Here is a 24233-nt window from a genome sequence, read left to right on the forward strand (position 1 = left end):
GTACAGAAAGGTTGATTTAGGGCTATCGACCGACGCTACTGCTAGAGCAGTGTACAGAAAGGTTGATTTAGGGCTATCGACCGACGCTACTAAAGTACGCGTCGTGCCACCGCACAGCTCAATGCATCTGGACACTGCTTTTCTGCTAACTCTCTATCTGAGGCACCCTTCGCCTTCAATGGTGAGGTTAGCAGTTTTCTGCGGATCACTCGTGCACTGCAACGTGATGCTCCCATCTATAGAGAAGCCGGGATCATAGTCAAAGGTGAGCGCCTGCCCCACCTGTATGTCCTGCGCAGAGTATACTACTTGGTCTCCATCTTTCACTTCGACGGCATATACAGAGCTGTCTTGAGGAGCAGTAATCTTTACTTCCGCGTGAATATGCGCCCAGAGCACCGTATATGAGCCGCTTTTAGTAAATGTCCCGTTGACCAATGAAGCTGTATATGTTCCTTTCTGGCATGTGAGAGGCGATGTGGTAAGGTGGTGTTTCGCTTTGAGCGTTTCTAGTTGCTGAAGCTGCTGATCTGTTAAAGACAGGGATGCTGCTGCCCCCTGAAGCAATTGGCTAGGATTTGGGGAAGGTTGCATTGTCATGGTTGTTTCTCCTGTTCTTAAGAGCTCAAGTGCACTTCTGGCGAAAACTCATTATATAACCAATATAAGGAGTATACACGTATCTTACTGTTATTGCCAATAAAAAATATGAGATAATTAAATTCATTTAATACATTAAATATGAGCAACAGTTGCGCCACTCAAGATTGCCTCTAATCAGGGGTGAGATTGTCCGCTTTTGCTGCTATACTTGCTCTAGAAGAAAGATGCTGTTTTCCCTTCTAGGATGGAGTATGCGTGTGGAGAAGAGACGCCAGGGGGCCGGGTCGGGCCTGGAAGAAAAGGCGATGTTCTGGCGCGATCCGGCATTTAATGATCTAGAGCTGTTGCAGGCGACGTATGTGACGCATAGCTTTGCCCCGCATACGCATGAGGGCTATGCCATTGGCGTGATTGAGTCGGGTGCCGAGCGCTTTAAGTATCGCGGTAGCTCGCATCTCGCCCCCCAGGGCAGCGTGGTCGCGGTTAATCCGGGCGAGGTCCATACGGGTGCGGCGGCCATTGAGCGGGGTTGGAGCTATCGGATGTTCTATCCTGATGTCTCGCTGGTCCAGCGGGCCGCCTCGCCGGATGAGACACGCATGCTGGATGTTCCCTTCTTCCCCTCTCCTGTAATCCATGACCCTATGCTGGCTGGCATGCTCTCTCAGCTTCACCTGGCGCTGGCAAACTCGCCCTCCACCCTGGAAAGGGAGTCCAGGCTGACCTGGACCTTTGCGCACCTGGTGATGCGCCACGCGGATACACACCTCATCGAGCGTCCCACCAGGGGGGGTCGCTCGATTGTTCAGCATGTGCGGACCTACCTTGAGGAGCATGCTACAGAGAATGTCTCGCTGGACCATCTGGCGGGCCTGGTGCAGCTCAGCCCCTTTCACCTGCTGCGCGTCTTCCGCGAGACGGTGGGTCTACCTCCCCATAGCTATCTCACTCAGCTACGTGTGACGCGTGCCAAGCGCCTTATCGCGTCCTCGATGCCCCTGGCGGAGGTGGCGGGTGCCGTTGGCTTTAGCGACCAGAGCCACCTGACGCGCCACTTTAAAGCCCTGGTCGGTGTGACGCCGGGGCAGTATGCACGCGCCTGCCAGCGATAGCAAGAACGTTCAAGACGGTCTCCCAACATATGCCCTAAAATAGGGATATGCAAACATCACATTCCGAATTTTTCGCAGGCATCAAAAACACGCTCCCTATCCTGATGGGGACAGTACCCTTTGGCCTGATCTATGGCGTCACCGCACGCAGCTCGGGTCTCTCGCTGGCCCTGACTCAGGCCATGTCGTCTATCGTCTTCGCTGGCTCGGCTCAGTTTGTGACGGTCCAGCTCCTGGCGGCCGCCCTGCCAGCGGGTATTATTTTGCTGACGGCTGGCATCATCAATTTACGCCATGCCCTCTATAGCGCATCCATCGCGCCCTACCTGCGCCGCCTGAGCACAGGCTGGAAACTGCTGCTGGCCTATCTCCTGGTCGACGAGGTCTACGCTATCGCGATTACGCGTTTTCAGCAGCAAGACGAAAGCCCGCATAAGCACTGGTATTTCCTGGGAGCCGGGCTGGCGCTCTGGAGCACCTGGCAGGCAGGTACAGCGGTAGGCATGCTCCTGGGGGCCAACATTCCGGCAAACTGGTCGCTGGACTTCACTTTGCCGCTGACCTTTATCGCCCTCGTGGTCCCGGTGCTCAAAGAGCGGGTGGAAGTCATTGTAGCGCTGGCTGCTGGGCTGGTCGCGGTGCTGGCGGCGCACCTGCCTCTTAACTCCGGCCTGCTGGTGGCTACCTTTGCCAGCATCTTGCTTGGCCTCCTGCTTGAGACAAAGATGAAAAGGAAAGCTCCGCTTGAGGAGAGCGTGGAGCAGAGTGAACATACCCCCTCGACCTCTCTGGAGGAGAGAGACGGCAAGGAGTTGAAGTCATGATGACCTGGCTGCTGATTATTGGAATTGGTCTTCTGACCTACGGGTTGCGCTTGAGCTTTATCGTGGGCCTGGGACGGGTGGAGATGCCCGCGTTGGCGCTCAGGACCCTGCGCTTCGTGCCGATAGCGGTGCTCACGGCTATCATTGTACCCCAGCTTCTGCTCCCGGGTGGGGTCGTAGATCTCTCTCTGCACAATCCGCGCTGGCTGGCGGGCCTCCTTGCTGCCCTTATAGCCTGGCGAACGCGCAACGTTTTTCTGACGATTGTGATAGGGATGCTCGCCCTGTGGGGCCTCCAGGCGCTCTTCGGCTAGTCTCTACCTGCCGTATAGAGAGACTATTGTCTCTCTTGCTTTATTTGGCTGCTTGGTGCACAATTGAAGGAAAGATTTTATTCGCATCTATAGCGCCATGCTCGTGTGGACTGGCCTATAGATGTACTTCACATTTCAAGCTCGCAAAGATGCCTTTTTTAGAATATGTGGAGGAAACGGGTTAATGAAAAGTGCCAAAGCAGTCCCTAATCATGTGTTGCGACGCGAACGTGAGCTACGGGGATGGTCTCAGGGGTATGTTGCTGAGCAGATACATGCTCCCGCGCCTTCCTATATTTATCGCTGGGAAAAAGGCCTGGCCTTTCCCAGCCCTTACTATCGTGAGCGGCTCTGCACCTTATTTCAAAAAGACGCTCAAGAACTGGGGTTTCTCGATATTCCCATACCTACGCCTCCCAGCCTGGTATTGATGCCCTCTTCGCCGGAACACGAACGGAGTGTCGCTATACAGCCCTGGTTTCTGCCCTATCAGCGCAATCCCTTCTTTACAGGGAGAGAGGCGCTACTCAGTGACCTCTATGACACCTTTTTCAAGCGCAAAGGATCTTCTCTTTCCTATATCCAGGCCATAACTGGCCTTGGTGGGATGGGAAAAACCCAGGCGGCAGTGGAGTATGCCTATTGCTATCGCGATGCTTATAACGCAGTGTTGTGGCTTCAGGCGGAGACACATAATGATCTCAATTCGAGCTGTATGGCTCTCAATGATCTTCTCCGGCCTCCGCACTACCGAGGGGGACAGGAGGAAGATGCGATAGGGCTCTTCAAGCTCTGGCTACAGAGGCATGAGAACTGGCTTGTAATTCTGGATAATGTAGAGGACTTCTCCTTACTTCAAGCGATATTACCCACTCAACCCCTGGGGCATGTCCTGCTGACGACGCGAACACAATTCACTGGATGCTTTGCCCACTGTGTACATCTTGAAAAACTGGGGAACGTAGAGGGAGCTCTCATGCTATTGCGGCGCGCTAAGCATATTGATAGGGAGGAGCTACCGGAACAGGCTGCTCTCAGCAGGTATCCCCTGGCCCTGGAGCTTGCGGCATTTCTGGATGGCCTTCCTCTTGCGCTCGACCAGGCAGGGGCCTACATTGAGGAGACAGGTTGCAGCCTCGAAGAGTATCTTGCGCATTATCGCGTCCAGAGTCCAGAGTTGCTGGCTCGCCGAGGACTTAGCAGCGTTGATCATCCCAATTCTGTAGAAGCCACCTTTGCCCTTGCTTTTGAGCGCCTGGAGCAGCAGCATCCTCTGGCCGCAGAACTACTGCATCTCTGCGCGTTTTTTCATCCGCATGCCATTCCCCAGGAGTTTCTGCTTGAGGCTTCCAGCCTACAGCCAGGCCTTCAACCCCTGGCAGACAACCCTCGCTTATTAGACGAGGTACTGGTGTCCTTGCGCGCCTCCTCGCTCGTGAAGCGCAATGGTAGTACGCAGACGTTTGCTATGCACAGCCTGGTGCAAACCGTTCTCAGAAACAGAGCCACGGTCAACCAGCAGTGTCAGTTGGCTGAATTGGTAGTAACAATCGTCGGTCGGCTCTTTCCTGACCCCGAGGATATACAAAATTGGGAGCTCTGCCAGCGCTATCTTCACCAGGCCCTCAATTGTACTCTCTATATCGAGCAGTGGAATATGGCATCTTCGGAGACCGCCAATCTTCTCTCAAGGATCGCAACCTATGTCTGGAAGCATGCCTCGTGTAACCTTGCCGAAAAGCTGCTTAAACAGTTGCTGGTGATGCGCAGGCAGTTGGAGGAGCCACTGGCTGAGGCTGAATGCCTCAACAACCTGGCAGTTCTCTACCAATACCAGCGGAGATTCAGACAGGCAGAGCTGCTTCATCTGTGTGCCCTGGCGATGCGTGAGCAGGTGTTGGGGAGCGAACACCTGGAAGTCGTTGAAAGCCTTTTAAACCTCGGCGCGCTCTACATCGAACAAGAAAGGGTTAGCCTGGCGGAGCCTCTGTGCCTGCGCGCCCTTCACATTTGTGAGCAACTGCCTGATCCCATGGCCCCTGAGCTTGCCCGCGCCCTCAATTTTACTGGCAGACTCTACGGCTTGCAGGGTAAATATAAAGAAGGCGAAGTTCTGTTTAAGCGCGTTCTGAAGATTCGCGAAAGAAAGCTTGGTAAAAAGCATCCGCTCGTGGCGCTTGCCTTGCACGATCTCGCCCGACTCTATGTACGGGCGGGCCAACTTTACAAAGGCGAACGGCTCTTTCAGCAATCCCTCACAACCTATGAGCAAGCGCTGGGAGCGGGCAATCCCTACGTCGCCCAGGTCTTGAAGAACTACGCGAGCCTGCTCTGTACCATGGGACGCAATGATGAGGCAGCCAAATTGCAACGCCGTGCTCTAGGCATTCAGGCGACCCATGAGCAGGGAGAGGCGCTGCGTGCCTCCAAATAACAGAGTCACCACATTTACGACGCCTCTGAAAGAGATGCTCTATTGATAGCTTTCGGCTTGCATAGTGTAGAAGCGAGCGTAGGTTTGCTCGCGTGCCAGGAGGTCAGCGTGTGTACCAACCTCGGTGATCTGACCATGCTCTAAGACGGCTATGGTATCGGCCATGCGTACAGTGCTAAAGCGGTGGGTAATAAGCAGGCAGGTATGACCACGCATAAGTTGCTTAAAGTGCTGGTAGAGATCATACTCTGCCTCGGCATCCAGGGCCGCAGTTGGCTCATCCAGGATCAGCATTTGCGAGTTGCGCATAAACATACGGGCCAGGGCCAGTTTCTGCCATTCGCCTCCTGAAAAATCTACGCCCTCATCTTTGGGGGCCAGCCACTTACTGAGGATGCTTTGATAGGCTCGTGGCAGGGCCTCGATGCGCTCATGCATTCCCGCCTTCATGGCTGCTTGCTCTACAAGGTGCAGATTCTCGACGTGTTCGACATTGCCCAGGCCAATGTTTTCCTGGACGCTGAGATCATAGCGAGTGAAATCCTGGAAAATCGCGCCCATCTGCTGACGGAGTTCGACTGGATCAAACTCGCGGATATCGATACCGTCCCAGAGAATCTGGCCCTCGGTAGGATCGTAGAGGCGCGTGAGCAGCTTTACCAGTGTGGTTTTGCCTGACCCATTGAGACCCACAAGCGCCAGGCATTGCTGAGCAGGCAAGAAGAGATTCACGTGCCGGAGGGTCCAGGGATGCTGCTCGCCATAGCGGAAGGAGACATCTTGCAGTGTGATGCCAGAGGCCAGAGGCTCTAGTGGTTTGTAGGTGTGATGCTTGGTTGGAGGAGACCCGAGCGAGAGCAAGCTGGTATATTGACGAAAGAAGAGCACGCTGTCATTACTGCGCGAGAGGGCCAGGACCAGGCCCGTCAAGGCTGCCTGGATGCTAGCAATTGCACTGGTATAGAGCGCGACATCACCCAGGCTCAAGTTTCCCGCAAAGGCCTGCGTCACGACAAGCACAAAGGCAATCGTAGAGATGCCTCCCGCAAGCAGGGCGAGGAGAACCTGCCAGCGTAAGGCCTGTTGTTGCTCATCCCGCTGCTCCTGGTAGATAGTCTCGGTGGTGGCGACAAACTTGCGGAGAAAGTAGCCACCGAGATTGAATAGCTGCAATTCTTTGACAAATTGAGCAATGGAGAGCACCTGTCCATAATAGGAGGCCTGGCGCTCCCTGGGACTATTCGTCATCACAGTGTTAAAGCGCTTCTGACTCAGCTTAAATTGCGCGTAGAGCTGGGGAATGACCGCCAGGGCAATGAGAGCAACTAATAGTGGATTAAAAGCTAAGAGCACTGCCAGGAAGGAGAAAAGCGTAATCAAGCCTTGAAGCAGGGCTGTAAAAGTATTTACAGCCTGGAGGGGGCCTATCTGGGCATTGTTGGTTGCGACCTGAATGGTATCGTGTAGCTCTGCGTTCTCAAAATATTCCAGTCCCACCAGGCTATTGATCTTACGGTAGATCGTGCTTTTCATGCTCAGTGTAAGCTTGCGCGTCAGCTCGGCATTGAGATACTGGCTTGCCGGACTCATTACCGCGCCACAGATTAGCACGAGGGCCTGCGTGGCGAGCGCCAGCCATAGGCTCTGCATCATAGATGGGGAGGCGTGACCTTGGATGCCCTGGGCCAGGAGGTCGAAGACAATCTTAGCGATCCAGGCAGTAATCAGGGGAAAGAAACCCTGTAGGCCTTGAAGAAGGACAAGCACCAGGAAGCAGAGCGGCTGAGCGCGCAGTGCCAGCAGGCTCATCTGGCCCATGGCCTTCACAGCATCGCTTCCATTGCTGACCCAGAGCCTCACCTTACTCTTCTTTTTCTGTTTCCCCTGCTCTTCCACGCGTAGTAGCATATCACGCCCTTCCTATCTGTTCAGACACAGAGGTCTCAGGCAGCTCTTGTGCAGGTTCGTTTACGCGAAGCTTTTTTAACATAACACCCATAACGCGCTGCCTGGGAAGGGGTCCCCATACGCGTGAATCGATGCTATGCTCCAGGTTATCTCCACAGACAAAGACATAGCCCGCAGGAATCTGCCAGGCCTGCTCTTGTTCTACATGATCGGCTGCGTTGTTGCTGTTGTGTTCCAGGCGAGGGCGAAGCGTGCGTATCTCTCCTTGCAGGGCGAGAATACGTTTGAGATAGGGAGCGGCCTGGAAGCTCTTATCTTCCTGACTTATCAGAACAATCTGCCCTTCACGCAGCCGAAAGACAGGCCATAGACGCCAGACCAGAACCCGTTCTCCAGACAACAAGGTGGGGGTCATGCTCTCCCCCTGGACCGTCACGACCAGCAAACTCAAGCGTGCCAGGATGAGGAGCAAAACTAGCAAGAGCAGCAAACTACCGATAATCAAGAGTGTTGCGGAGAGAACCATACATTTTGCCCCCAAATTAACCTGCAGGGTCCAAGCTAGCTTGGACCCCGAGCGCAGCGATCTCCCTAGCAGCAGAGTATCGGCCTGCGAGCCTCGGAGTCCATGCCAGCATGGACCCTACATCCTGTTGTTTAGCAGCCGCCGCAGACGCTGCTAGTGCACGAATAATTGCCTGCGTTGCAATTGCTGATGGTCGTTGCCCAGAACTGGCGGTAGGCCGTATCGTAGTGACCGCAGCGGAGGTTCGCGCAGGTATCGTAGCAGAGATAGCCACCACAGGCCTGAGCGGTAGTTGTGGGAAGCAGGCGCTCAGTGAGGCGGTCGAGGAGGCTGGACTTCTTGCTGATGCGGTCGAGTGTGTTGAGGATTGAGTCGGTGAATGTCTGCATTTGTGAAATCCTTTCAATATATGTTGATGTGACTGTGAACAGCGTCCGAGTGTTCACAATAAATTGCCAAAGATAGAGTGTGTTGAGGTTTACCTCCTTTCGCTGAGTATGGGGGTCCTGGTGGTCCAGCTATTAATCAATGCCTTCCATACTTCGCGCTGGATACTTGCGATGCCGCTGGACTGGACCTTGCCCTCGGCATCGAAGAAGCAGTAGGAAGGCGTGGCGGAGATGTTGTAGTCAGTGAAAAATGAGTTGGTGGCGCGTGGTGCGATCAAGACAGGCCAGGGAAGTTGAAGTTCCTCAACCAGGGCCTCACTAGGCTCGTGTTCATCGCCGCTCACCACCACCGGTCTAACTCCTGGCGGGAAGGCGCCGGGTCCCATCTCTTTGAGCATAGTCAGCACTTTGTGGCAGGGATCACAATGAGTTGAAATAAAGAGCAGAAGCGTACTTTGTGCTGAATGGGTATATGTTGCCAGGTCTACTGACTGACCAGTCAGGGTCTCTGCGTGAAAGTCTGGAGCCTCGCTCTTTTGAGCCAATCCGCCTACATCTGGAACCTGCTGATTGGCGTTGTTTGCGTTGACGCGCCGTATCAGGGCCAGAGTCAGGAGGATATTGCATAATACGATCAGCCAGAGCAGCACAGAGCTTACAATCAAAACAGTTTCCAAGCTATATCTCCTTTTGTGCAAAACCAGGAGTAAGGCCTCAATTCAGGCGAAAGAGTTGGACGATTTCTCCAAGCTGTACCCAGATCAGGACAAATACGCAGGCTGCCAGCGAGACCAGTAACCATTCAATAGCGCCCAGTTCGACATGCATGTGCTGTGTCCAGGTCAGGACGCTACAGCCACCACAGGCGCACAGCAGGAAGCCCAGGTTGCGCCAGATGTCAGCAGGCACAATCTTTTTGTTGCTTGTCCCAAAGCAGTTACAGGTAGCTTGCAGCCTCCTGGTTACTACCCAGGTCAGCGCGCCCGAAAACATGAGCAGCAGGAGCGCCGCCAGGGCGAAACCGGGAAGAAGAAAGGGACCACCAATGGCAACGAGTAGCACCACAAGAAGCTCGCCGCACAGGAAAAGGAGGGCAGCTGGCTTGCTCAAGCCTGGTGGAAGGAGCTGAAAGTCACGAACTGCCTGTTGAAAGCGAGGAATGTTGCGAGCCTTGCCAAAACTCGAAGTTGCGAAGACCAGCCCGATGACTACGCGACAGAATGCCAGCAAATACAATTCAACCATGCTCTACCTTATCTATGCGGGAAAAATATGTCTGCCAAGAGTATAGCCTGAGATGAAGAAAAGCGGTATGACACACAATGTACAAGCTATATACACGCGCTATACACGCGCCACTACGCTACAATTACACTTGTTTAGTAGCATCGTGCCCCTTTGCACTACTTTTCGCCCCTGTAGTACTTGCTGTAGGATGGATAGGCGTATGGCGCCGGCGCCATATGCCTATCCATCCTACAGCAAGCCTGTGAACTAAGACGGAAGAGAGGCGGTATAGATGGTATAATCAGGGCAAAAAAGCGAGGTTATGCTTTTGAATATCCAGCCGTGGCAAAAGCGTGCAGAGACCAGGGTTTTTGCTGGTTTCCGCCATATTCTCCGTAGGACGTATCACCTTCCCAATGGGGCCGAGACCGATTTTGAGATTAAGCACGAGCCTCACGCGGTCTGTGTCCTGGCACTAACACCACACAACACAGTGCTCCTTGTACAGCAGTTTCGTCCCGGCCCGGAAGAGATTTTGTTGGAACTGCCTGGTGGAGGGGTCGAGCCGAGCGAGGATCCCGCGCAGGCGGCCGCCCGCGAACTGCTGGAGGAAACAGGCTATCGCGGCGAACTTGAACTGGCGGGAACGTGCTGGCACTGTGCGTACTCGACGATGTTCAAGCATAACTTTGTCGCGCGCAACTGCGTCAAGGTTCAGGAACCAGCGCTCGATGAGCACGAGTTCGTCAGGGTAGTCGAGATGCCTCTGGAGGACTTCAGGAGCCATGTGAGAGGTGGCAAAATGACGGATGTTGCGGGCGCTTATATGGGCCTGGAGAAGCTACAACTGCTCTGAACTTATGATGATGTTTGTTACTCTATTTTAGAGAGGATGGAGACCTGGTATGGCTTTGCGTCTAATTCAAGTTGGTCTGGGAGGGATTGGTGGTCACTGGTTTCGCACAGTTTTGAACTCAAATACAGAGGTCGAGGTAGTGGCCTGGGTAGAGATTGTAGAGGAGGCATTGCAGCGTGCTATTGAGAAGTGGCCGCTACCGCAGGAGCGCTGTTTCTCCTCATTGGAGGCGGCTCTAGAAGCGTATGAAGCGGATGCTGTGCTCATCACCGCCAGCCTGGCTGGACATGTGCCAAGCGCCAGGACGGCACTCCTGGCGGGAAAGCATGTTTTGATGGAGAAGCCCTTCGCGCCAACTATAAAGGAGGCACGCGAGCTTGTCACGTTGGCGCGGGAGCAGCAGCGTGTCCTGATGATTAGTCAGAATTATCGTTTTTTCCCACGAGCGCTGGCGGCCAGGCAGTATGTGCAAGAAAAGACCCTTGGAGAGCTGGGAACTATCACCGTCGACTTCCGCCATTATGCCAATAGAGCGCCTGTAGAAACCAATCGTCATTATCATATCTGGCAGCCCTTGCTGGCGGATATGTCGATTCACCACTTTGACTTGATGCGCTATGTCCTGAAGCAAGAGCCGGTTAGTATCTCCTGCACAAGCTGGAATCCAGCCTGGAGCCGCTTTGAGGAGCCGCCTGCCGCTGCGGCCACTATTCGTTTTGACGGTGGTGCGGTCGTCACTTATCGTGGAAGTTGGGTCAGCCCTGGTCAACCAACATCCTGGACTGGTGACTGGCACATGGAGTTTACCGATGGCGAGCTGATCTGGAATGATCGCAGCGAGATAGGTGGGGTGGCGAACAATATTTTTGTGCGTCGCCTCGGTGAGGAGCCTACCCCAGTCGAGCCACCAGCCCTGGCGCCTACCGACTTTGCGGGTAGCCTTACTGCCTTTGTCCAGGCCATACAGACAGGAAGCGAGCCAGGCTCCTCGGGAAGAGATAACCTGAAGACCCTGGCCCTCATGTTCGCGGCCATCGCATCTGCCGAGCAACAGGGGCTTCCCATTGAGATTGCCAGCCTGCTTTAAGTACAGAGGAGTGTTCCCATCTGGGAACACTCCTCTTATTTGCTAAACTTTGGTCCAGCGTAGCCACTTCTCCTCGATTTCGTGTTCCAGGTCTATGTCGTAGTGCCTGGCGAGCAGGAGCGTCTGGCAGAGGACGTCGGCGATCTCTTTGCGGAAGTCGGCCTGGATTTCCTCGGGCGACTTGCCCTTGGTGCGGGCCTGGCCTGAGAGCATGAGATAGGCTTGCGTGAGCTCGCCAACCTCTTCCTGTAGCTTCAGGACAAACCATGTGGCGTCACGCTCAATATTGAAACGTTCGGCATAGGTCTGCGATACGTTCTCTACCGCTGAGGAGAGCTGTTCTAAGTCCATTGGCTCTTTCGCTTTCTATGTGCTTTTAGTGTAGCTTTATCTTACACAATGCCCCTTATTTGTCAGAGTAGAGTTGCATCTTCTCGGTAAAACCAGCGAAGTCAGAGTACACCTCGGCTTGCAAACCAACGCTATGGGCTGTGGCTACGTTCGCTGGACTGTCATCCCAGAAAAGGACCTCTTCGGCGTGCGCTACATCTAGCTTCTTGAGAATGTGAGCATAGAACTCTGGTTGGGTCTTTTTATAGCCGATAAAAGCCGATGAGAATATGCCATCAAATTGCTTCTCGAAGCCCATCTCCTGGAGGATATAGGCGGTGCGATACTGCTCCTGCATTGTCGCAATGTAACAGGCTGTGCCCTGACCCCTGAGCGTCTGGATATAGGCCAGGAGTGGCTCATTGATATTATGCTCCGCGCGAAACCAGTACGCTATGAGATCATCAACTGTCCCTCTCCAGCCCCATTGCTTCAGGTATGGCGTAAGCTCTTCTTTCAGATCAGCCTTGCCAATAATGCATGCGCCAAATTTGTTGGTGAAGAACTCCTGTGTCATAGCTTTGGAGATGCCATAATCCTGCTCCAGATGCTTGCCCCAGTGATCGCCAATGGCCAGCACGCCATCAACGTCGAAAAGTAGAATTTTTGGTTTGTTACGCATATATTTCTCTTCTCTACACATAAAATTCGTTATGCTATACGCTGATTTGTGTTTCCAGGCGAGCTTTGTAATGCGCAGCCAGTGGGAGTAAGGGAAAGCTTTGTTCTTCGAGCTGCGTCATGAGCTTTCTGGTCTCGTTCCAGGCCAGGTTATACTCATTGGTTGAGATAATGCCTTGCGCATAGGCCTCATTCAATTCATCCTCATCGAGCAGTTCAACGTCTCCTCCAGGGAGAAAGACCAGGTCAAGGTACAGGTCGTCATAGCACAACATGCCCTGTTCGTCCATGTATGTACGTTTGCTTATATCGATATGCCAATGATGAGCTCTGTCTTGGGCATCGAATGTAATCGTAGCGACATGGTTTGATCCCTGGGGAAAGAGTTGTAGTTGTGAATAGCCGTTATTGACCACGCAGACTCGCTCTCCAGCTATCGGCATCCATAATGGAGCATCGACCTCATCAAAGTAGAATAGGCTTGCATACCCTTGAAATATCTCATCATTAATTTCTAGCTGCAAAAACCTGCTCTTGATGACGTGATGCCAACCGCTCATATCCGCGCGCTTCTGCTTCATTGAATCCTCATGCCTCTTGCTTTTTAAACACAGCATATCATATTTTGAGGGCATATTTTATCGTTGAAAGAATTCAGCGTCCTCAACAGTAAGAAGACAAAGTCTGCCGATAAGGAGCCGCATCGATATATGGAAACCGTGCAGTGTCCTCACTGCTCCACGCCCCTCTCCTCGCCTGAGGAAGTGTGCAAGAAGTGTCTAAGGGAGAAGTATCTCAAGAAGAAATCTAAGCTTTTTTGTCACTTATTTTAGGTGGCTTGCTACTCTCGTTGCTCTCTGCCTGTGTGGGTATCGCGATCCGCAACCTTATTTATGCCAGTTATCAGCCCGCGCAATGCACTATTCTTAGCAAGCAAATCATTCATGACTATTCTGGTGATATCTGGTTCGAGGAGCCATCCCTGACGTACAGCGCTCGCTTGCCTGATGGAAATCGAGAGATCGCTACAGGTTACAAGGGTCCATGGGTGAGGGATGGGTGGAAGTTTGGTGCCCAGGAGGAGAACTCTGATCTCGTTTTGCAAAATTATGCTATTGGTCGCACATATGCCTGCTGGTATACCCCCTTCAAGTCGCCTCATGCGGTCCTCGTGCGCGCCAACTATACTTCGGATTCCATGAGCGTCTCTTTCTGGCGAAACCGGTTATTGAGTTTGAGACACGAAGTGATCCCCCAGTTGGCTACCAAACTACCAGCCATGGCTGGTTTATTATGCCCAAAGTGAGCTCGAAGGTGAGTGCCTTCTATGACCCCAAGAATCCCGCAGGCCATGCCTTCGCTGGGCAATGGCGCTCATTGATACTATTTTCAATTAGCTTCAGCATATTCTGGTTGCTATTCCTGGGGATCTGGCTCTTCATAATGTACGATTTGTGGCTGGCCTAGTCTGCGAGAGCATATAATACAAGCAGAGATTAAGCTTTCCAGAATATAGAAGGATTGGTATGCAACTGGTAAAGAAGTTTCAAGAGGGTTTGCGGACGAGCGCGGACGAGTTTCTCTGGGCTGTGAGCCTGGTGCCGCAGGAGCTAGTGGAAATAAGGCCTGGAGAGAAGTGAGTATGCATAACGTACGAGAGAAGCAGCCATCGGAGCAAATGGCCCTGACAGGGGATCGCTGGACGCGACTGGCGCAGATTGTCTCCTCTATAACAAACCCGCTGTATATCGCCTTACCAACCTTTCTGCTGGTGGCGTTGGCGACCGCTCCCAGCGTAGAGCGCGCCTTGCTCTGGTGGCTTGTAACCTCGCTGGGGATTACGTTGGCGCCGCTGCTGTTTATCCGGCGTGGCGTGCGACTGGGACACTACAGCGATCACCATGTGAGCGTGCGTGAGCAGCGCTTCGTGCCTCTCCTGTTTGGCGTTCTCTGTATGGGAACCGTCTTTGTGTTGCTCCTTGTGCTTGGGGCCTCGCGTGCGCTGTTGGCTACTGTGACGGGTGGACTCGTTGCGGGAGCTATAGCGACCATCATCACGCGCCGCTGGAAGATCAGTTTGCACCTGGTGGGGATGGCGGGCGCCGTGACGACCTTTGGCCTGGTGCTGGGAGCACTCTATTTCTGCCTGGCTCCGCTGGTCGTACTTGTCGCCTGGGCGCGCTGGAAGGTCTACGCTCACACTATCGCTCAGGCCAGCGCCGGAACTGTCCTGGCCGTGGTGGTGGCCCTTATTATCTTCTGGCTCTTTGGAGTGTATAAATAAAAACACAGGTACCGGGCAGCGTGCGCTGCCCGGTACCTGTGTTTTTATTTGAGGGAGAAAAGCGGGACACCCCACACCCCGGCAGGGGCAAAGGCTCCCTGCACTCCCATTAGAAAATTGATTGGATGGCGCTGGTGAGCAGGTAGAGGTTGAGGGCGATGATCAGGCCAGCGACGATGCAGGCGACGGCGGTCGTAATGCGATGGTTGACCAGATTTTTCATGAGCTTGCGCTGGCTGGTGAAGATGACCAGGGGCACCAGGGCGAAGGGGATACCGAAGCTCAGGACCACCTGGCTGATGACCAGCGTGCGCGTTGGATCGAGGCCGATGGCGATCACAATGAGCGCGGGCAACATCGTAACCAGGCGGCGAATCCAGATGTGGATGCTGCGTTTTAAGAAGCCCTGCATGACGACCTGTCCCGCCATGGTCCCCACCACCGAGGAGGAGAGGCCCGAGGCCAGTAGCGAGATGCCAAAGATCTTGCTGGAGGCGTTCCCCAGCAGCGGTCTGAGCGTGCGGTAAGCCTCCTCGATGGAGGCAACATTGGTCAGGCCATTGGTGTGAAAGGTCGAAGCCGCCATGATTAGCATCGCCATATTGACCAGGCCAGCGATACCCATGGCGATGATGACGTCGATGATCTCGAAGCGGTAGATGCGCTTCTGGTGCGCGGGATCGTCGACTATAATGCGTTTCTGCGTCAGAGATGAGTGCAGGAAAATGACATGTGGCATCACGGTCGCGCCCAGGATACCGACTGCGAGCAGCAGGCTCTCTGTACCATCCAGGCGGGGAGTGACAACGCTCAGGCCGATCTGGCCCCAATCGGGACGACTGATGATGCTCTCAAGCAGATAACAAAGGGCGATAATAGTGATGAGAACAGTAATCACGGCCTCTAATGGGCGGAAGCCTCGCCTCTGCAAGCTGAGCAGCAGAATGGTACAGATGGCGGTAAGCAGGCCTGAGATGAGCAAGGGAATATGGAAGAGCAGCGTGAAGCCCAGGGCCGCGCCAAGAAACTCCGCCATATCCGTGGCAATGGCGACAACTTCGCTCACAACCCACATGCCCCATACCACGGGGCGAGGAAAGTGTTCGCGGCACATCTCGGCCAGGTTATGCCCGGTCGCGATCCCTAATTTTGCCGAGAGCGCTTGAATGAGCATCGCCATAAGGTTGCTGGCGATGATGACCCACACGAGCAAATAGCCAAATTCCGCTCCACCCTGAATATTCGTGGCGAAATTTCCAGGATCGACATAGGCAACGCTGGCGATAAAAGCGGGACCAAGAAAAGGGAGGAGATCACCTAATGCGGGCTTTCCTTTACCCTTGAGTACCTTCTGCGCGGCTAGTACAGTGGCATCATCTGAGGCCGTGGATGGTGGCGGGAGGCAGCGCGAGAAGAAGTTCCCCCCCAACTTATTCAGTGGCTTAGAAGACATCTACGAACTCCATTTCCCGATTTTTAATAAGAGCAGAACGACGCAGTTTTTAAGAGTGTAAAAAAAATTTTTAATACTCTAAAAAATAGAATACCTGGAGATAAAAGTTTTGTCAAGGGATGCTTGATTATAGAACGTCGAAAAACGGGGAAATGTAGGGTGGTAGCAATTCATTCACTGGTCAGTTGCTGCCCATTGGGGAAGGAGATGAAACATAAAAGGAGGGGCGCGAGAAAGTAAAGAGCCATGGTGTCTTCCCACTATGAGAAGGCACCATGGCTTTGGGGTAGGTGACGATGGAGCGGAGCTAGAACTTAATCGCGCCCGCAGAGATGTTGGCGATGAACTGGCGTGTCCCCAGGAAGAAGATGATAATGAGTGGGATAGTCGCCAGCAGGGTGCCGGTCATGACCATGCTGTAATCGGTGTTGTAGACGCCATTCAGATTGGCGACCGCGACCTGTAGGGTGAACATCTTGGGGTCATTGAGTACGATCAATGGCCACAGATAGTCATTCCAGGAGCCGATAAAGGTAAAGATGCCCAGGAAGCCCAGGGCTGGGCGCAGAGCGGGTAGCGCTACATTCCAGTAGACGCGGAAGTGTCCTGCCCCATCGATCTTTGCAGCATCAATCAGTTCATTTGGAATCGCGCCAAGAGAGTACTGGCGCAGCCAGAAGATACCGAAGGCCGTCACCATGGTTGGAACGATAAGTGGCAGGAAGGTCCCAATCCAGTGCAGATTCGACATGATGACGAACGAGGCCACCAGAGAACCTGCGGAGGGCAGAATCATCGTACCGATCAGGATCACGAAGAGCGTATTTTTCCCTGGAAACTCAAACTTGGCGAAGGTAAAGCCCGCCAGGGAGCAGAAGAAGAGTACCAGCAGCGTGACGCTGCCCGCGACCAGGACGGTGTTAAGGAAGCTGCGATAGAAGTCAATGCTCTGCAACACGTGAGCGATGTTTGTCAGAAGCTGACTGCCAAAGATCAACTTGGGTGGGACGCGGTAGATATCGCTCGTCGTATTGGTCGCCATGACAATCATCCAATAGAAGGGGAAGATCGAAATAATCAGCCCCAGCAACAGAGCGACCTCGACAATAATGCGCAACCAGCGTGATTCATGTTGTATCATTGCTTTTCTCCTTCTTGCCGTAGCCTTAGCGCTCTGTACCCTGTACAATTTTCCAGTTGACGAAGGTGAAGACGACCAGGATAAAGAACATGATCCAGCCGACCGCCGCGCCGAAGCCATAGTGGAAGGAGGCGAAGGCCTGCCAGTACTGGTAGAGTGACATCGTTAAGCCGGAATTACCAACGCCGCCATTATTGCCAAAGAGGATCTGAGGCTCAGTGAAGAGCGTCATACCACCAAGGGTGGAGGAAATGACGGTGAAGAGGATTACTGGCCTGAGCAGTGGGAGCGTGATGTGGTAGAACGTTCTCCAGGTATTGGCGCCATCGATACGCGCCGCCTCATAGAAATCACTGGGAATGCTCTGTAAGCCAGCCATGTAGATCAGGGCGTTATAGCCGGTCCAGCGCCAGATGGTGATCAGAGCGACAGCCCAACGCATTGGCCAGGCATCGGTAAGCCAGCCAATGGTGTTCAGGTGCATCGTGCCGAGCATCTGATTGATAAGTCCATACTGATCGCCAAAGAAAGAGCCAAAGATCAAGGCAATAGCCACCGTCGAGGTGATGTTTGGCAGGAGATAGGCCACCTGGTAGGCAAACTTGGAGCGTTTGCGCATATTTAAGAGGAAGGCCAGTAGTAGCGCTAGCACCAGCATGGGAATGGTGGAGATGATCCAGATTTCAAAGGTATTGAGAATAGCCTGGCCAAAGATAGGATCGGTCAAGGCGAACGCGAAGTTGTTCAAGCCAATGAAGTTCATCTGCCCGATGCCATCCCAGCGCTGGAAGGCCAGGTAGAGCGAGAAAATGACTGGCGCTATGCCGAAGCAGAGATAGATAATAAAGAAGGGCGCAATCGAGAGATACATGGGCAGGTACTTGCGCAGATTGCTCTTCCGCGCGACGGTCTGTTGCTTCTCAATCTTCTCGGCAATACTCACAGGTGTTGCACTCATCGAATATTTCCTCCTTGAAGCATAGGCATACTAGCGTAAGAGACCGCGTTGTGTTGCCGCCTGGGCGTCATTCCAGGCCTGGCCAGGGTCCTTCCCCTGATATTCCACCAGGCTGAGCTGGTCGGTAATGGCGGTTCCGGCGATACCGTCGTATGGCCCTGAGTAGAATGAAGGAACATTTTTTACCGCGACGCCGAAGACGTCTTGCGTATCCTCACCGCCGTAGAAGTCCTCTTTCTGATGCAAAGCGGGATCATTGAGGGAATCTAACGCCGAGGGATAGAGCTGGAGATCTTTATACCCAGCAACCTGATTCGTGGGCGACTGGAGCCATTTGATGACCTCGAAAGCCTCTTTAGGATGCTGACAGTATTTCGTAATCGCCAGGAAGGAGCCACCAGAGTTGCCGTCGCCGCCCGGAGCGCGAGCGATGCGCCATTTCCCCTTGGTATCGGGAGCCGCGTCCTGCAAAACCTGTTTCATCCAGACCGCGCCTACAAATGATGCAATGTAGCCGTTGCTGACGCCCTGGTTCCATGAGGTCCCCCACATGGGAACTTTGCCATCCACACCCGCTTTGTAGGTCTTGATCGCCTCGTCCCACATGGCCTTGATGTGAGACTGGTCGCCCAGATAGGTGCCGCTCTTATCAAAATATTGTTTGGCACTTTGTCCAAGCATCTGGCCATACACGGTGCCAATGTTGTCGAACATAAAGGATTTGTTGTTAGTTGCCTGCTTCAATTTGGCGCCAGCGTTGATGTAGTCGTCCCAGGTTTTGAGCTGTGCTGAGACTTGCTCGGGATCGGTTGGCAACCCGGCTTTCTCAAAGAGATCTGTGCGATAGAAGAGGGCGGTGGGACCGGTGTCCATGGGAAAGCCAATCATCTTGCCATCGGGGGCAATACCCAGGTTCCACTTCCAGGCTAGATACTGTGATTGCACATCGTTGGCGCCCAGGGAGTTCAGATCAAAAAACTGATCCTCGTCGGGAAAATAGGTAGAGATGTTCGAGTTGATACCCATGATGTCGGGCACACCACTATGGGCCGCCATCGAGGTACGCACCTTATTGTCATAATCCGTAATCTTCTGTGCATCCAGGACAATATTGGGGAATTGTTTATTCACCTGCGCGATCAGGTTATCGCTAATAGAGCGGTTCCAGTACCAGAGGGTCAGGTGAATCTTGCCGTCATCGCTGCCCGCGCAGGCGGCCAGGCCCATAGCGGTACTAAGGAGGGCAAGGAGACAAAAGAACGTGTTGAGCCATACTTTGCGCCGGCGCAAAGCTAGACCAGAGGCATGGATCATAATGAACCCCACTTTCCTGAGAATGTCCCCAACGTCAGGGGATAGGCGACATTGCGATCTATTCACATCATGGTTTCGCGTAACAAAACCTATGAAGGGAATACCTAAGGAAGTAGTGCCACCGAATGGCGTATGATAAGTTCTGGTTTTAGGACGTGTGTTGAGACTATGGGTTGGTGCTCAATCGCTTGTTGTAAAGTGTGCAGGGCCTGGTGTATTAATTTATATTTATCGATTCTGACGGTGGTCAATGGAGGACTGGTATACCTGGCCAGGTTGATGTCATCGATGCCAACAATTGAGAGTTCTTCTGGAACACGTATGCCTAAATCCCAGGCTGCTGACAAGACCCCAATGGCCATGAGATCATTGGTTGTGAAAATAGCGGTAGGCCGCTCAGGGCGCTTAAGGAGTTCGTAGGCCGCCGCCTTTCCCAACTCCAGTTTAGATGCTCCCCCTGCTATGAACTCTGGATCAATAGAGACGCCATACTTTATGAAAACACTTTTAAAGCCGTTTGTGCGTATGGCATGGTGGTCGCAATTGTTGTTGTCTAGATGTGTGACTATACCAATCCGTCTATGTCCGGCCGTAAAGAGATGTTCCGCTGCGAGTTTGCCTCCTTCAAAGAAGTCAAACAGGACAGTCTCATAGTCGGGGAGATCTTCACCTTCCCAGAGGCAGTAAATTACTGGGAGGGTGGGTGGTATAAGTTCTCGCACAGTCTGTGGCGAGAGCGCGCAGGTGATGATAATGCCATCAACTTTCCGGGCGACCAGGTCTTTCAGCATAAGCTGTGTCATCTCGTCATTGTCGGTAAGAGTGGTGACAAAGATACGTAGGCCAGCGGCATAGGCCAGCGTTTCCGCCGTGTACACAATTTCCGCGAAGAAGGGGTTATCAACGGGATGGACAATCAGGCCAATAATGCTGGTACGTCCCTTGATCAGGCTGCGCGCGACCAGATTGGGGCTATAGCCCAGTTCCTGCGCGTACTGAAGTACACGTGCGCGCGTCTTCTCGCTCACTGAGCCTTTGCCCGAGAAGACATTTGAAACCGTTGTCGCTGTGACACCTGCTGCCCTGGCGATATCATAAATAGTTGTCATGGCGCTCCTTCATCTTTGGAGAAGCCTTGTAGTTAATCGATAAACTAGATAGTATTACAATTAATTAACATATATTGCGGTTAATGTCAAGGAAGCGCATGCTGATAATGAAACTAGATTGATCGAAGGGGGCTTGCAACGCTGGCTTTCGCATCTGCCTGTCCTCTCTACCATAAACTCATCCCTTTTTCGCGTGACAAAACCAAGCTTTTTACGATAATAATTATAGACGTACTTTCTCTTGCATTGATGCGTTTTGATATACATTGACATGTAACTATGTTACTTGATGCATCCTAAAAACTGATTGAACCAAATCCCCTTTGTCTTGTCGTGCAGACATAGTGACGACATGTTTTGAATTCAGATAGCTAAAGTGAGATTACTGCTATACTCCTGTGACTGTGAGCCTGGAATATTAAAAAGGGTGAGGTACTGAAATGCAGACATTATGTAATAATAACAACAGTATGAAAATAAAGAAGAAGGCAACGTTTTATACCTGGTGGTTACTGGCCTCTCTTCTCGCCACGCTTTTTACGCTGTTACCAGCCTATAGTAGCATTCCTCTCTTTTATAAGTTACTTAGAGATTTGCCAGCAGGTGAAGCAATTGCTAATCTGTCTCATAGTCCGAAGACTATTCCTGCTGCGCTGGGCTTTACCCTCTACTGGCTGATCGCTTCATGCTCAACCTTCCTCATGCTCTGGATCTGGATGTGTATTGTTGAGCGGCGAGGTCTCTGGCCTTTTAGATTGCCAAGATGGCAGGCCTTGCGTACTTACTTACAAGGTCTGCTCCTTGGTGTCGTATTGATGAGTGTGATTGTCTGCATCTTGCTCTCTTCCGGTACCGCAATACTACAACTGGCGGGTTCAGCAGAGGGAGGTGGCGTGGCCGCCCTTCTCTTTACCTTGATTGGCTGGATGGCTCAAGGACCAAAAGAAGAAATCGTTTACCGAGGCTGGCTGCTCTCCAGACTGACCAGGCGTTATGGTCGCTGGTTCAGTATTATGATATCCTCCCTGGTATTTGCGCTTGCGCACATCCTTAATCCTCACGTTAATCTATTGGCCCTGTTCAATCTCACATTATTCGGCGTGCTCTGTGCTCTCTGTGTCCTTGCCGATGGCAATATCTGGCGCGTGGCTGGTCTACATACCGCGTGGAACTGGATGCAGGGTCATATCTTTGCCCTGCCCGTAAGCGGCGTGCAGTATCACGGTGGAAATCTGTTCCTCTTCCAGAACACTTACGCGACCCTGCTCAATGGCGGCGACTTTGGACCTGAAGGCGGCTTAGTTGTCACACTTGTCCTTGTACTGGGCATTTCCCTGATCTGCCTCAGACAGCAAGCGCTTGCCACCCCAGAATTTCTCGCCAAGCGCGTCACCCAGCCTCTCTGAGAGAATTATCTCTACAGTAGCCGCGTACGCCAGTAGCGGTCTTGACGGTTGCTAGCTATTTGCTATACCATGCCTTACGCATATCCGAAGTTCTCGCTCCAGTTCTATGGAGCGAGGCAAGCGTCAGGCGGTTTTTATGGTTTCCCTCGATTCAGCATCAGACTTTGTGCATTTGTTACAGGCAGGCAGTGATGTAGTGCTGCTTGAGAATACTTTGGGAGGGCAGGGAGATGGGTGGGATTACCTTTTTGTCGACCCGGTGCATACGCTACAGATCCACCAGGTAAGTGACTTTCTGCCGTTGCTTGCGACGATGCAGAAATACGTCCAGGAAGGCTACTACCTCGCCGGTTACTTTGCCTATGAATGTGGCTACTTTTTGGAGAAACTGGGCAAGCTCGCTTATAGGGATGAACACTCGCCCCTGGCGTGGTTTGGGGTCTACCGCCAGCCATATCGAATTGATGCCGCTCTCAGAGAGGCTGCCTGGCAAGCCTATGCCTTAGATCACCAGGATGAGATGGACTGTGAGGTCCAGGACGTACTTTTTGATCTTGACGAGGAGACGTATCGCCAGAAGGTCGAGCGAGTACGGGAGCATATTCGCGCCGGAGATGTCTACCAGATTAACCTGACGGGGCGCACACATTTTCGCTTTGCGGGTTCGCCCCTGGCCCTGTATGCGCGCCTCCGCCAGGTTCAGCGCACGCTCTATAGCGCCTATATGCGTATAGGCAAGCGAGCTGTATTGAGCTTCTCGCCGGAGTTGTTTTTCCAGATGAATGGACAGCGTATAATGACTCGCCCTATGAAGGGGACGGCCCCACGAGGCTGCACGCTGTTAGAGGATAAGCAGCAGGTCTCGTGGCTGCGCGGCGACGCCAAGAACCGGGCGGAGAATATCATGATTACGGACCTCTTACGCAACGACCTGGGGCGTGTCTGCGAGATTGGCTCGGTGACAGTTCCACGCCTGCTAGAGGTTGAGAGCTATGAGACCGTGTTACAAATGACCTCGACCGTTACGGGCCAGCTTCGACGTGATGCCAGCCTTGAGCAGATCTTCTCCAGCCTTTTCCCCTGTGGCTCGGTGACGGGCGCGCCCAAGCTCAAGGCCATGGAGATTATTGGCCAGTTGGAGGAGACGCCCAGGGGAGTCTACACCGGGTCGATTGGCTATATCGCGCCTCCATCGAGACAAGGTCCAGTCCAGGCTATGTTCAACGTGGCTATTCGCACCATTGAGTTTGAGCATGGACAGGGGATGATGGGCATTGGTAGTGGCATTATCTATGACTCGTGTGCCGCTGAAGAGGCCGCCGAATGCGCGATCAAGGCTCGCTTCCTGACCACACAAGCGCAAGAGTTTGCTCTTCTGGAGTCCATTCTCTGGGACGCTGGCTATCAACGCCTGGAGAAGCATTTCAAGCGGATGCAGGACTCGGCCCGCTATTTTGGTTATCCCTGGGATGAGGAACGTCTCCAGGCCCTCTTATATAGGCAGAACCGCGAGATGTTGCCAGAGCATACTTATAAAGTGCGCGTGCTGCTAGAGCGTAGCGGTGCCTTCACCTGCGAGAGTGTACTGGTTCAAAAGCCACGAGAGGAGCTAGTGCGAGTGATCATCAGCACCGAACGGATCAACTCGCAGGACCGCATGTATTTCCATAAAACCACGCAGCGCCCCCTCTATGAGCGGGCCTTTCAGACTGCCCATCAGCATGGCTATGCCGATATAGTCTTCCTCAATGAGCGCGGTGAAGTGACCGAGGGCGCCATAAGCAACATCTTCATTGAGCTTGATGGCCGCTTGCTTACCCCGCCCGTAACCTGTGGTTTGCTGCCAGGCATCGCGCGCCAGTGCATCCTGGAGGAGTACCCCAACGCGCAGGAGGTCATTCTCACCCTGCACGACCTCCTGACAGCAGAAAAAGTCTATATCTGTAATGCCATCCGTGGCCTGCGCCAGGTCCAGGTCGTTTACCTCCCTGAGCCACACTAGCAGTAGCCGTGTACCTTGTGCCCTTTGGGGTAGCCAGTAGCGCGTGTTCGTTTACCAGTACTTTGTTGACGTGGGATTTCGTCTCACTTTAAACTCATCGTTTGAAGCTATTGGTAAATGACGTGAAGAAAAGTGAGCGACTTTTGCCCTCAAACGTGAGCTGGAATCATCCATTGTCGCCAGAACATGGCTTCGGAAGCGGTTTCCAGCACTCGACTGTTGTAAATTCATTGTGGAAGAGATAGGGCCAAGATCTTGACCAATCTGTGTACTGA

General features: G+C 53.1%; 24 protein-coding genes. 10 read left to right on the forward strand and 14 right to left on the reverse strand.

What is annotated here, in order from left to right:
* Positions 1 to 153: 153 nt before the first annotated feature.
* On the reverse strand, positions 154 to 600 hold the full coding sequence (locus tag JMJ04_RS27885; protein ID WP_201373681.1) for a hypothetical protein: 447 nt from the start codon (positions 598 to 600) through the stop codon (positions 154 to 156).
* Positions 601 to 854: 254 nt separating this feature from the next.
* Here JMJ04_RS27885 and JMJ04_RS27890 point away from each other — a divergent pair, with 254 nt between their 5' ends.
* The 4 genes from JMJ04_RS27890 (at position 855) to JMJ04_RS27905 (ending at position 5287) form a co-directional block, all read left to right on the forward strand.
* Positions 855 to 1715 (forward strand): AraC family transcriptional regulator, encoded by an 861-nt coding sequence (locus JMJ04_RS27890; protein WP_236038441.1) that lies wholly within the window; start codon positions 855 to 857, stop codon positions 1713 to 1715.
* Positions 1716 to 1762: 47 nt separating this feature from the next.
* A complete protein-coding gene (locus JMJ04_RS27895; RefSeq protein ID WP_201373683.1) occupies positions 1763 to 2539 on the forward strand; it encodes an AzlC family ABC transporter permease in 777 nt (258 codons plus the stop codon).
* Entirely contained in the window at positions 2536 to 2853 is a 318-nt protein-coding gene (locus JMJ04_RS27900) for an AzlD domain-containing protein (protein WP_201373684.1), read from the forward strand. The genes JMJ04_RS27895 and JMJ04_RS27900 overlap by 4 nt, the downstream gene beginning before the upstream one ends.
* Positions 2854 to 3037: 184 nt before the next feature.
* The gene (locus tag JMJ04_RS27905; protein ID WP_201373685.1) at positions 3038 to 5287 is read left to right on the forward strand and encodes a helix-turn-helix transcriptional regulator; all 2250 of its coding nucleotides are present in this window, start codon (positions 3038 to 3040) and stop codon (positions 5285 to 5287) included.
* Positions 5288 to 5326: 39 nt separating this feature from the next.
* Here the strand turns inward: JMJ04_RS27905 and JMJ04_RS27910 are convergent, their stop codons facing one another.
* The 5 genes from JMJ04_RS27910 to JMJ04_RS27930 all read right to left on the reverse strand — a co-directional run bounded on the left by JMJ04_RS27910 (position 5327) and on the right by JMJ04_RS27930 (position 9355).
* The gene (locus JMJ04_RS27910) at positions 5327 to 7195 is read right to left on the reverse strand and encodes an ABC transporter ATP-binding protein (protein ID WP_201373686.1); all 1869 of its coding nucleotides are present in this window, start codon (positions 7193 to 7195) and stop codon (positions 5327 to 5329) included.
* Position 7196: 1 nt separating this feature from the next.
* The gene (gene lepB / locus JMJ04_RS27915) at positions 7197 to 7721 is read right to left on the reverse strand and encodes a signal peptidase I (protein WP_201373687.1); all 525 of its coding nucleotides are present in this window, start codon (positions 7719 to 7721) and stop codon (positions 7197 to 7199) included.
* Between the two features lie 131 nt (positions 7722 to 7852).
* A complete protein-coding gene (locus JMJ04_RS27920) occupies positions 7853 to 8110 on the reverse strand; it encodes a hypothetical protein (protein ID WP_201373688.1) in 258 nt (85 codons plus the stop codon).
* Positions 8111 to 8199: 89 nt separating this feature from the next.
* Positions 8200 to 8787 carry a TlpA family protein disulfide reductase gene (locus tag JMJ04_RS27925; RefSeq protein WP_201373689.1) on the reverse strand — a complete coding sequence of 196 codons (588 nt, stop codon included), beginning with the start codon at positions 8785 to 8787 and terminating at the stop codon, positions 8200 to 8202.
* A 37-nt stretch (positions 8788 to 8824) separates the two neighbouring features.
* Entirely contained in the window at positions 8825 to 9355 is a 531-nt protein-coding gene (locus JMJ04_RS27930) for a MauE/DoxX family redox-associated membrane protein (RefSeq protein WP_201373690.1), read from the reverse strand.
* A gap of 304 nt (positions 9356 to 9659) precedes the next feature.
* Between JMJ04_RS27930 and JMJ04_RS27935 the strand changes: the two genes are divergently transcribed.
* Together JMJ04_RS27935 and JMJ04_RS27940 are read left to right on the forward strand one after the other, a co-directional pair.
* The gene (locus tag JMJ04_RS27935; protein WP_201373691.1) at positions 9660 to 10193 is read left to right on the forward strand and encodes an NUDIX hydrolase; all 534 of its coding nucleotides are present in this window, start codon (positions 9660 to 9662) and stop codon (positions 10191 to 10193) included.
* 49 nt (positions 10194 to 10242) lie between these two features.
* Positions 10243 to 11280, forward strand: coding sequence for a Gfo/Idh/MocA family protein (locus JMJ04_RS27940; protein WP_201373692.1), 1038 nt, complete (start codon positions 10243 to 10245; stop codon positions 11278 to 11280).
* 42 nt (positions 11281 to 11322) lie between these two features.
* Here the strand turns inward: JMJ04_RS27940 and JMJ04_RS27945 are convergent, their stop codons facing one another.
* Genes JMJ04_RS27945 through JMJ04_RS27955 form a run of 3 tightly spaced genes read right to left on the reverse strand, consistent with a single transcriptional unit; the run spans position 11323 to position 12872 of the window.
* The gene (locus JMJ04_RS27945) at positions 11323 to 11631 is read right to left on the reverse strand and encodes a nucleoside triphosphate pyrophosphohydrolase family protein (protein ID WP_201373693.1); all 309 of its coding nucleotides are present in this window, start codon (positions 11629 to 11631) and stop codon (positions 11323 to 11325) included.
* A 55-nt stretch (positions 11632 to 11686) separates the two neighbouring features.
* Positions 11687 to 12292 (reverse strand): HAD-IA family hydrolase, encoded by a 606-nt coding sequence (locus tag JMJ04_RS27950; protein ID WP_201373694.1) that lies wholly within the window; start codon positions 12290 to 12292, stop codon positions 11687 to 11689.
* Between the two features lie 34 nt (positions 12293 to 12326).
* Complete coding sequence (locus tag JMJ04_RS27955) at positions 12327 to 12872, reverse strand: ribonuclease FAU-1 family protein (RefSeq protein ID WP_201373695.1); 546 nt, start codon at positions 12870 to 12872, stop codon at positions 12327 to 12329.
* Between the two features lie 236 nt (positions 12873 to 13108).
* On the opposite strand from JMJ04_RS27955, the gene JMJ04_RS27960 reads away from it, so the two are divergent.
* Positions 13109 to 13597 (forward strand): hypothetical protein, encoded by a 489-nt coding sequence (locus JMJ04_RS27960; protein ID WP_201373696.1) that lies wholly within the window; start codon positions 13109 to 13111, stop codon positions 13595 to 13597.
* 336 nt (positions 13598 to 13933) lie between these two features.
* Positions 13934 to 14575, forward strand: a complete 642-nt coding sequence (locus tag JMJ04_RS27965; protein ID WP_201373697.1) for a hypothetical protein — start codon at positions 13934 to 13936, stop codon at positions 14573 to 14575.
* A 109-nt stretch (positions 14576 to 14684) separates the two neighbouring features.
* On the opposite strand, the gene JMJ04_RS27970 is transcribed toward JMJ04_RS27965, so the two are convergent.
* The 5 genes from JMJ04_RS27970 to JMJ04_RS27990 all read right to left on the reverse strand — a co-directional run bounded on the left by JMJ04_RS27970 (position 14685) and on the right by JMJ04_RS27990 (position 20550).
* Positions 14685 to 16028 (reverse strand): Nramp family divalent metal transporter, encoded by a 1344-nt coding sequence (locus JMJ04_RS27970; protein ID WP_201373698.1) that lies wholly within the window; start codon positions 16026 to 16028, stop codon positions 14685 to 14687.
* A gap of 307 nt (positions 16029 to 16335) precedes the next feature.
* Positions 16336 to 17169, reverse strand: a complete 834-nt coding sequence (locus tag JMJ04_RS27975) for a carbohydrate ABC transporter permease (protein WP_201373699.1) — start codon at positions 17167 to 17169, stop codon at positions 16336 to 16338.
* A gap of 25 nt (positions 17170 to 17194) precedes the next feature.
* Entirely contained in the window at positions 17195 to 18127 is a 933-nt protein-coding gene (locus JMJ04_RS27980) for a carbohydrate ABC transporter permease (protein ID WP_201373700.1), read from the reverse strand.
* A gap of 30 nt (positions 18128 to 18157) precedes the next feature.
* Positions 18158 to 19441, reverse strand: a complete 1284-nt coding sequence (locus tag JMJ04_RS27985) for an ABC transporter substrate-binding protein (protein ID WP_201373701.1) — start codon at positions 19439 to 19441, stop codon at positions 18158 to 18160.
* Positions 19442 to 19545: 104 nt separating this feature from the next.
* Complete coding sequence (locus JMJ04_RS27990; protein WP_201373702.1) at positions 19546 to 20550, reverse strand: LacI family DNA-binding transcriptional regulator; 1005 nt, start codon at positions 20548 to 20550, stop codon at positions 19546 to 19548.
* 440 nt (positions 20551 to 20990) lie between these two features.
* On the opposite strand from JMJ04_RS27990, the gene JMJ04_RS27995 reads away from it, so the two are divergent.
* Positions 20991 to 21956 carry a CPBP family intramembrane glutamic endopeptidase gene (locus JMJ04_RS27995; protein ID WP_201373703.1) on the forward strand — a complete coding sequence of 322 codons (966 nt, stop codon included), beginning with the start codon at positions 20991 to 20993 and terminating at the stop codon, positions 21954 to 21956.
* 136 nt (positions 21957 to 22092) lie between these two features.
* Positions 22093 to 23958, forward strand: a complete 1866-nt coding sequence (gene pabB, locus JMJ04_RS28000; protein WP_201373704.1) for an aminodeoxychorismate synthase component I — start codon at positions 22093 to 22095, stop codon at positions 23956 to 23958.
* The last annotated feature ends 275 nt before the right edge of the window (positions 23959 to 24233 follow it).

It is taken from the genome of Ktedonobacter robiniae, from assembly GCF_016587375.1.
Classification (GTDB): Bacteria; Chloroflexota; Ktedonobacteria; order Ktedonobacterales; family Ktedonobacteraceae; genus Ktedonobacter; species Ktedonobacter robiniae.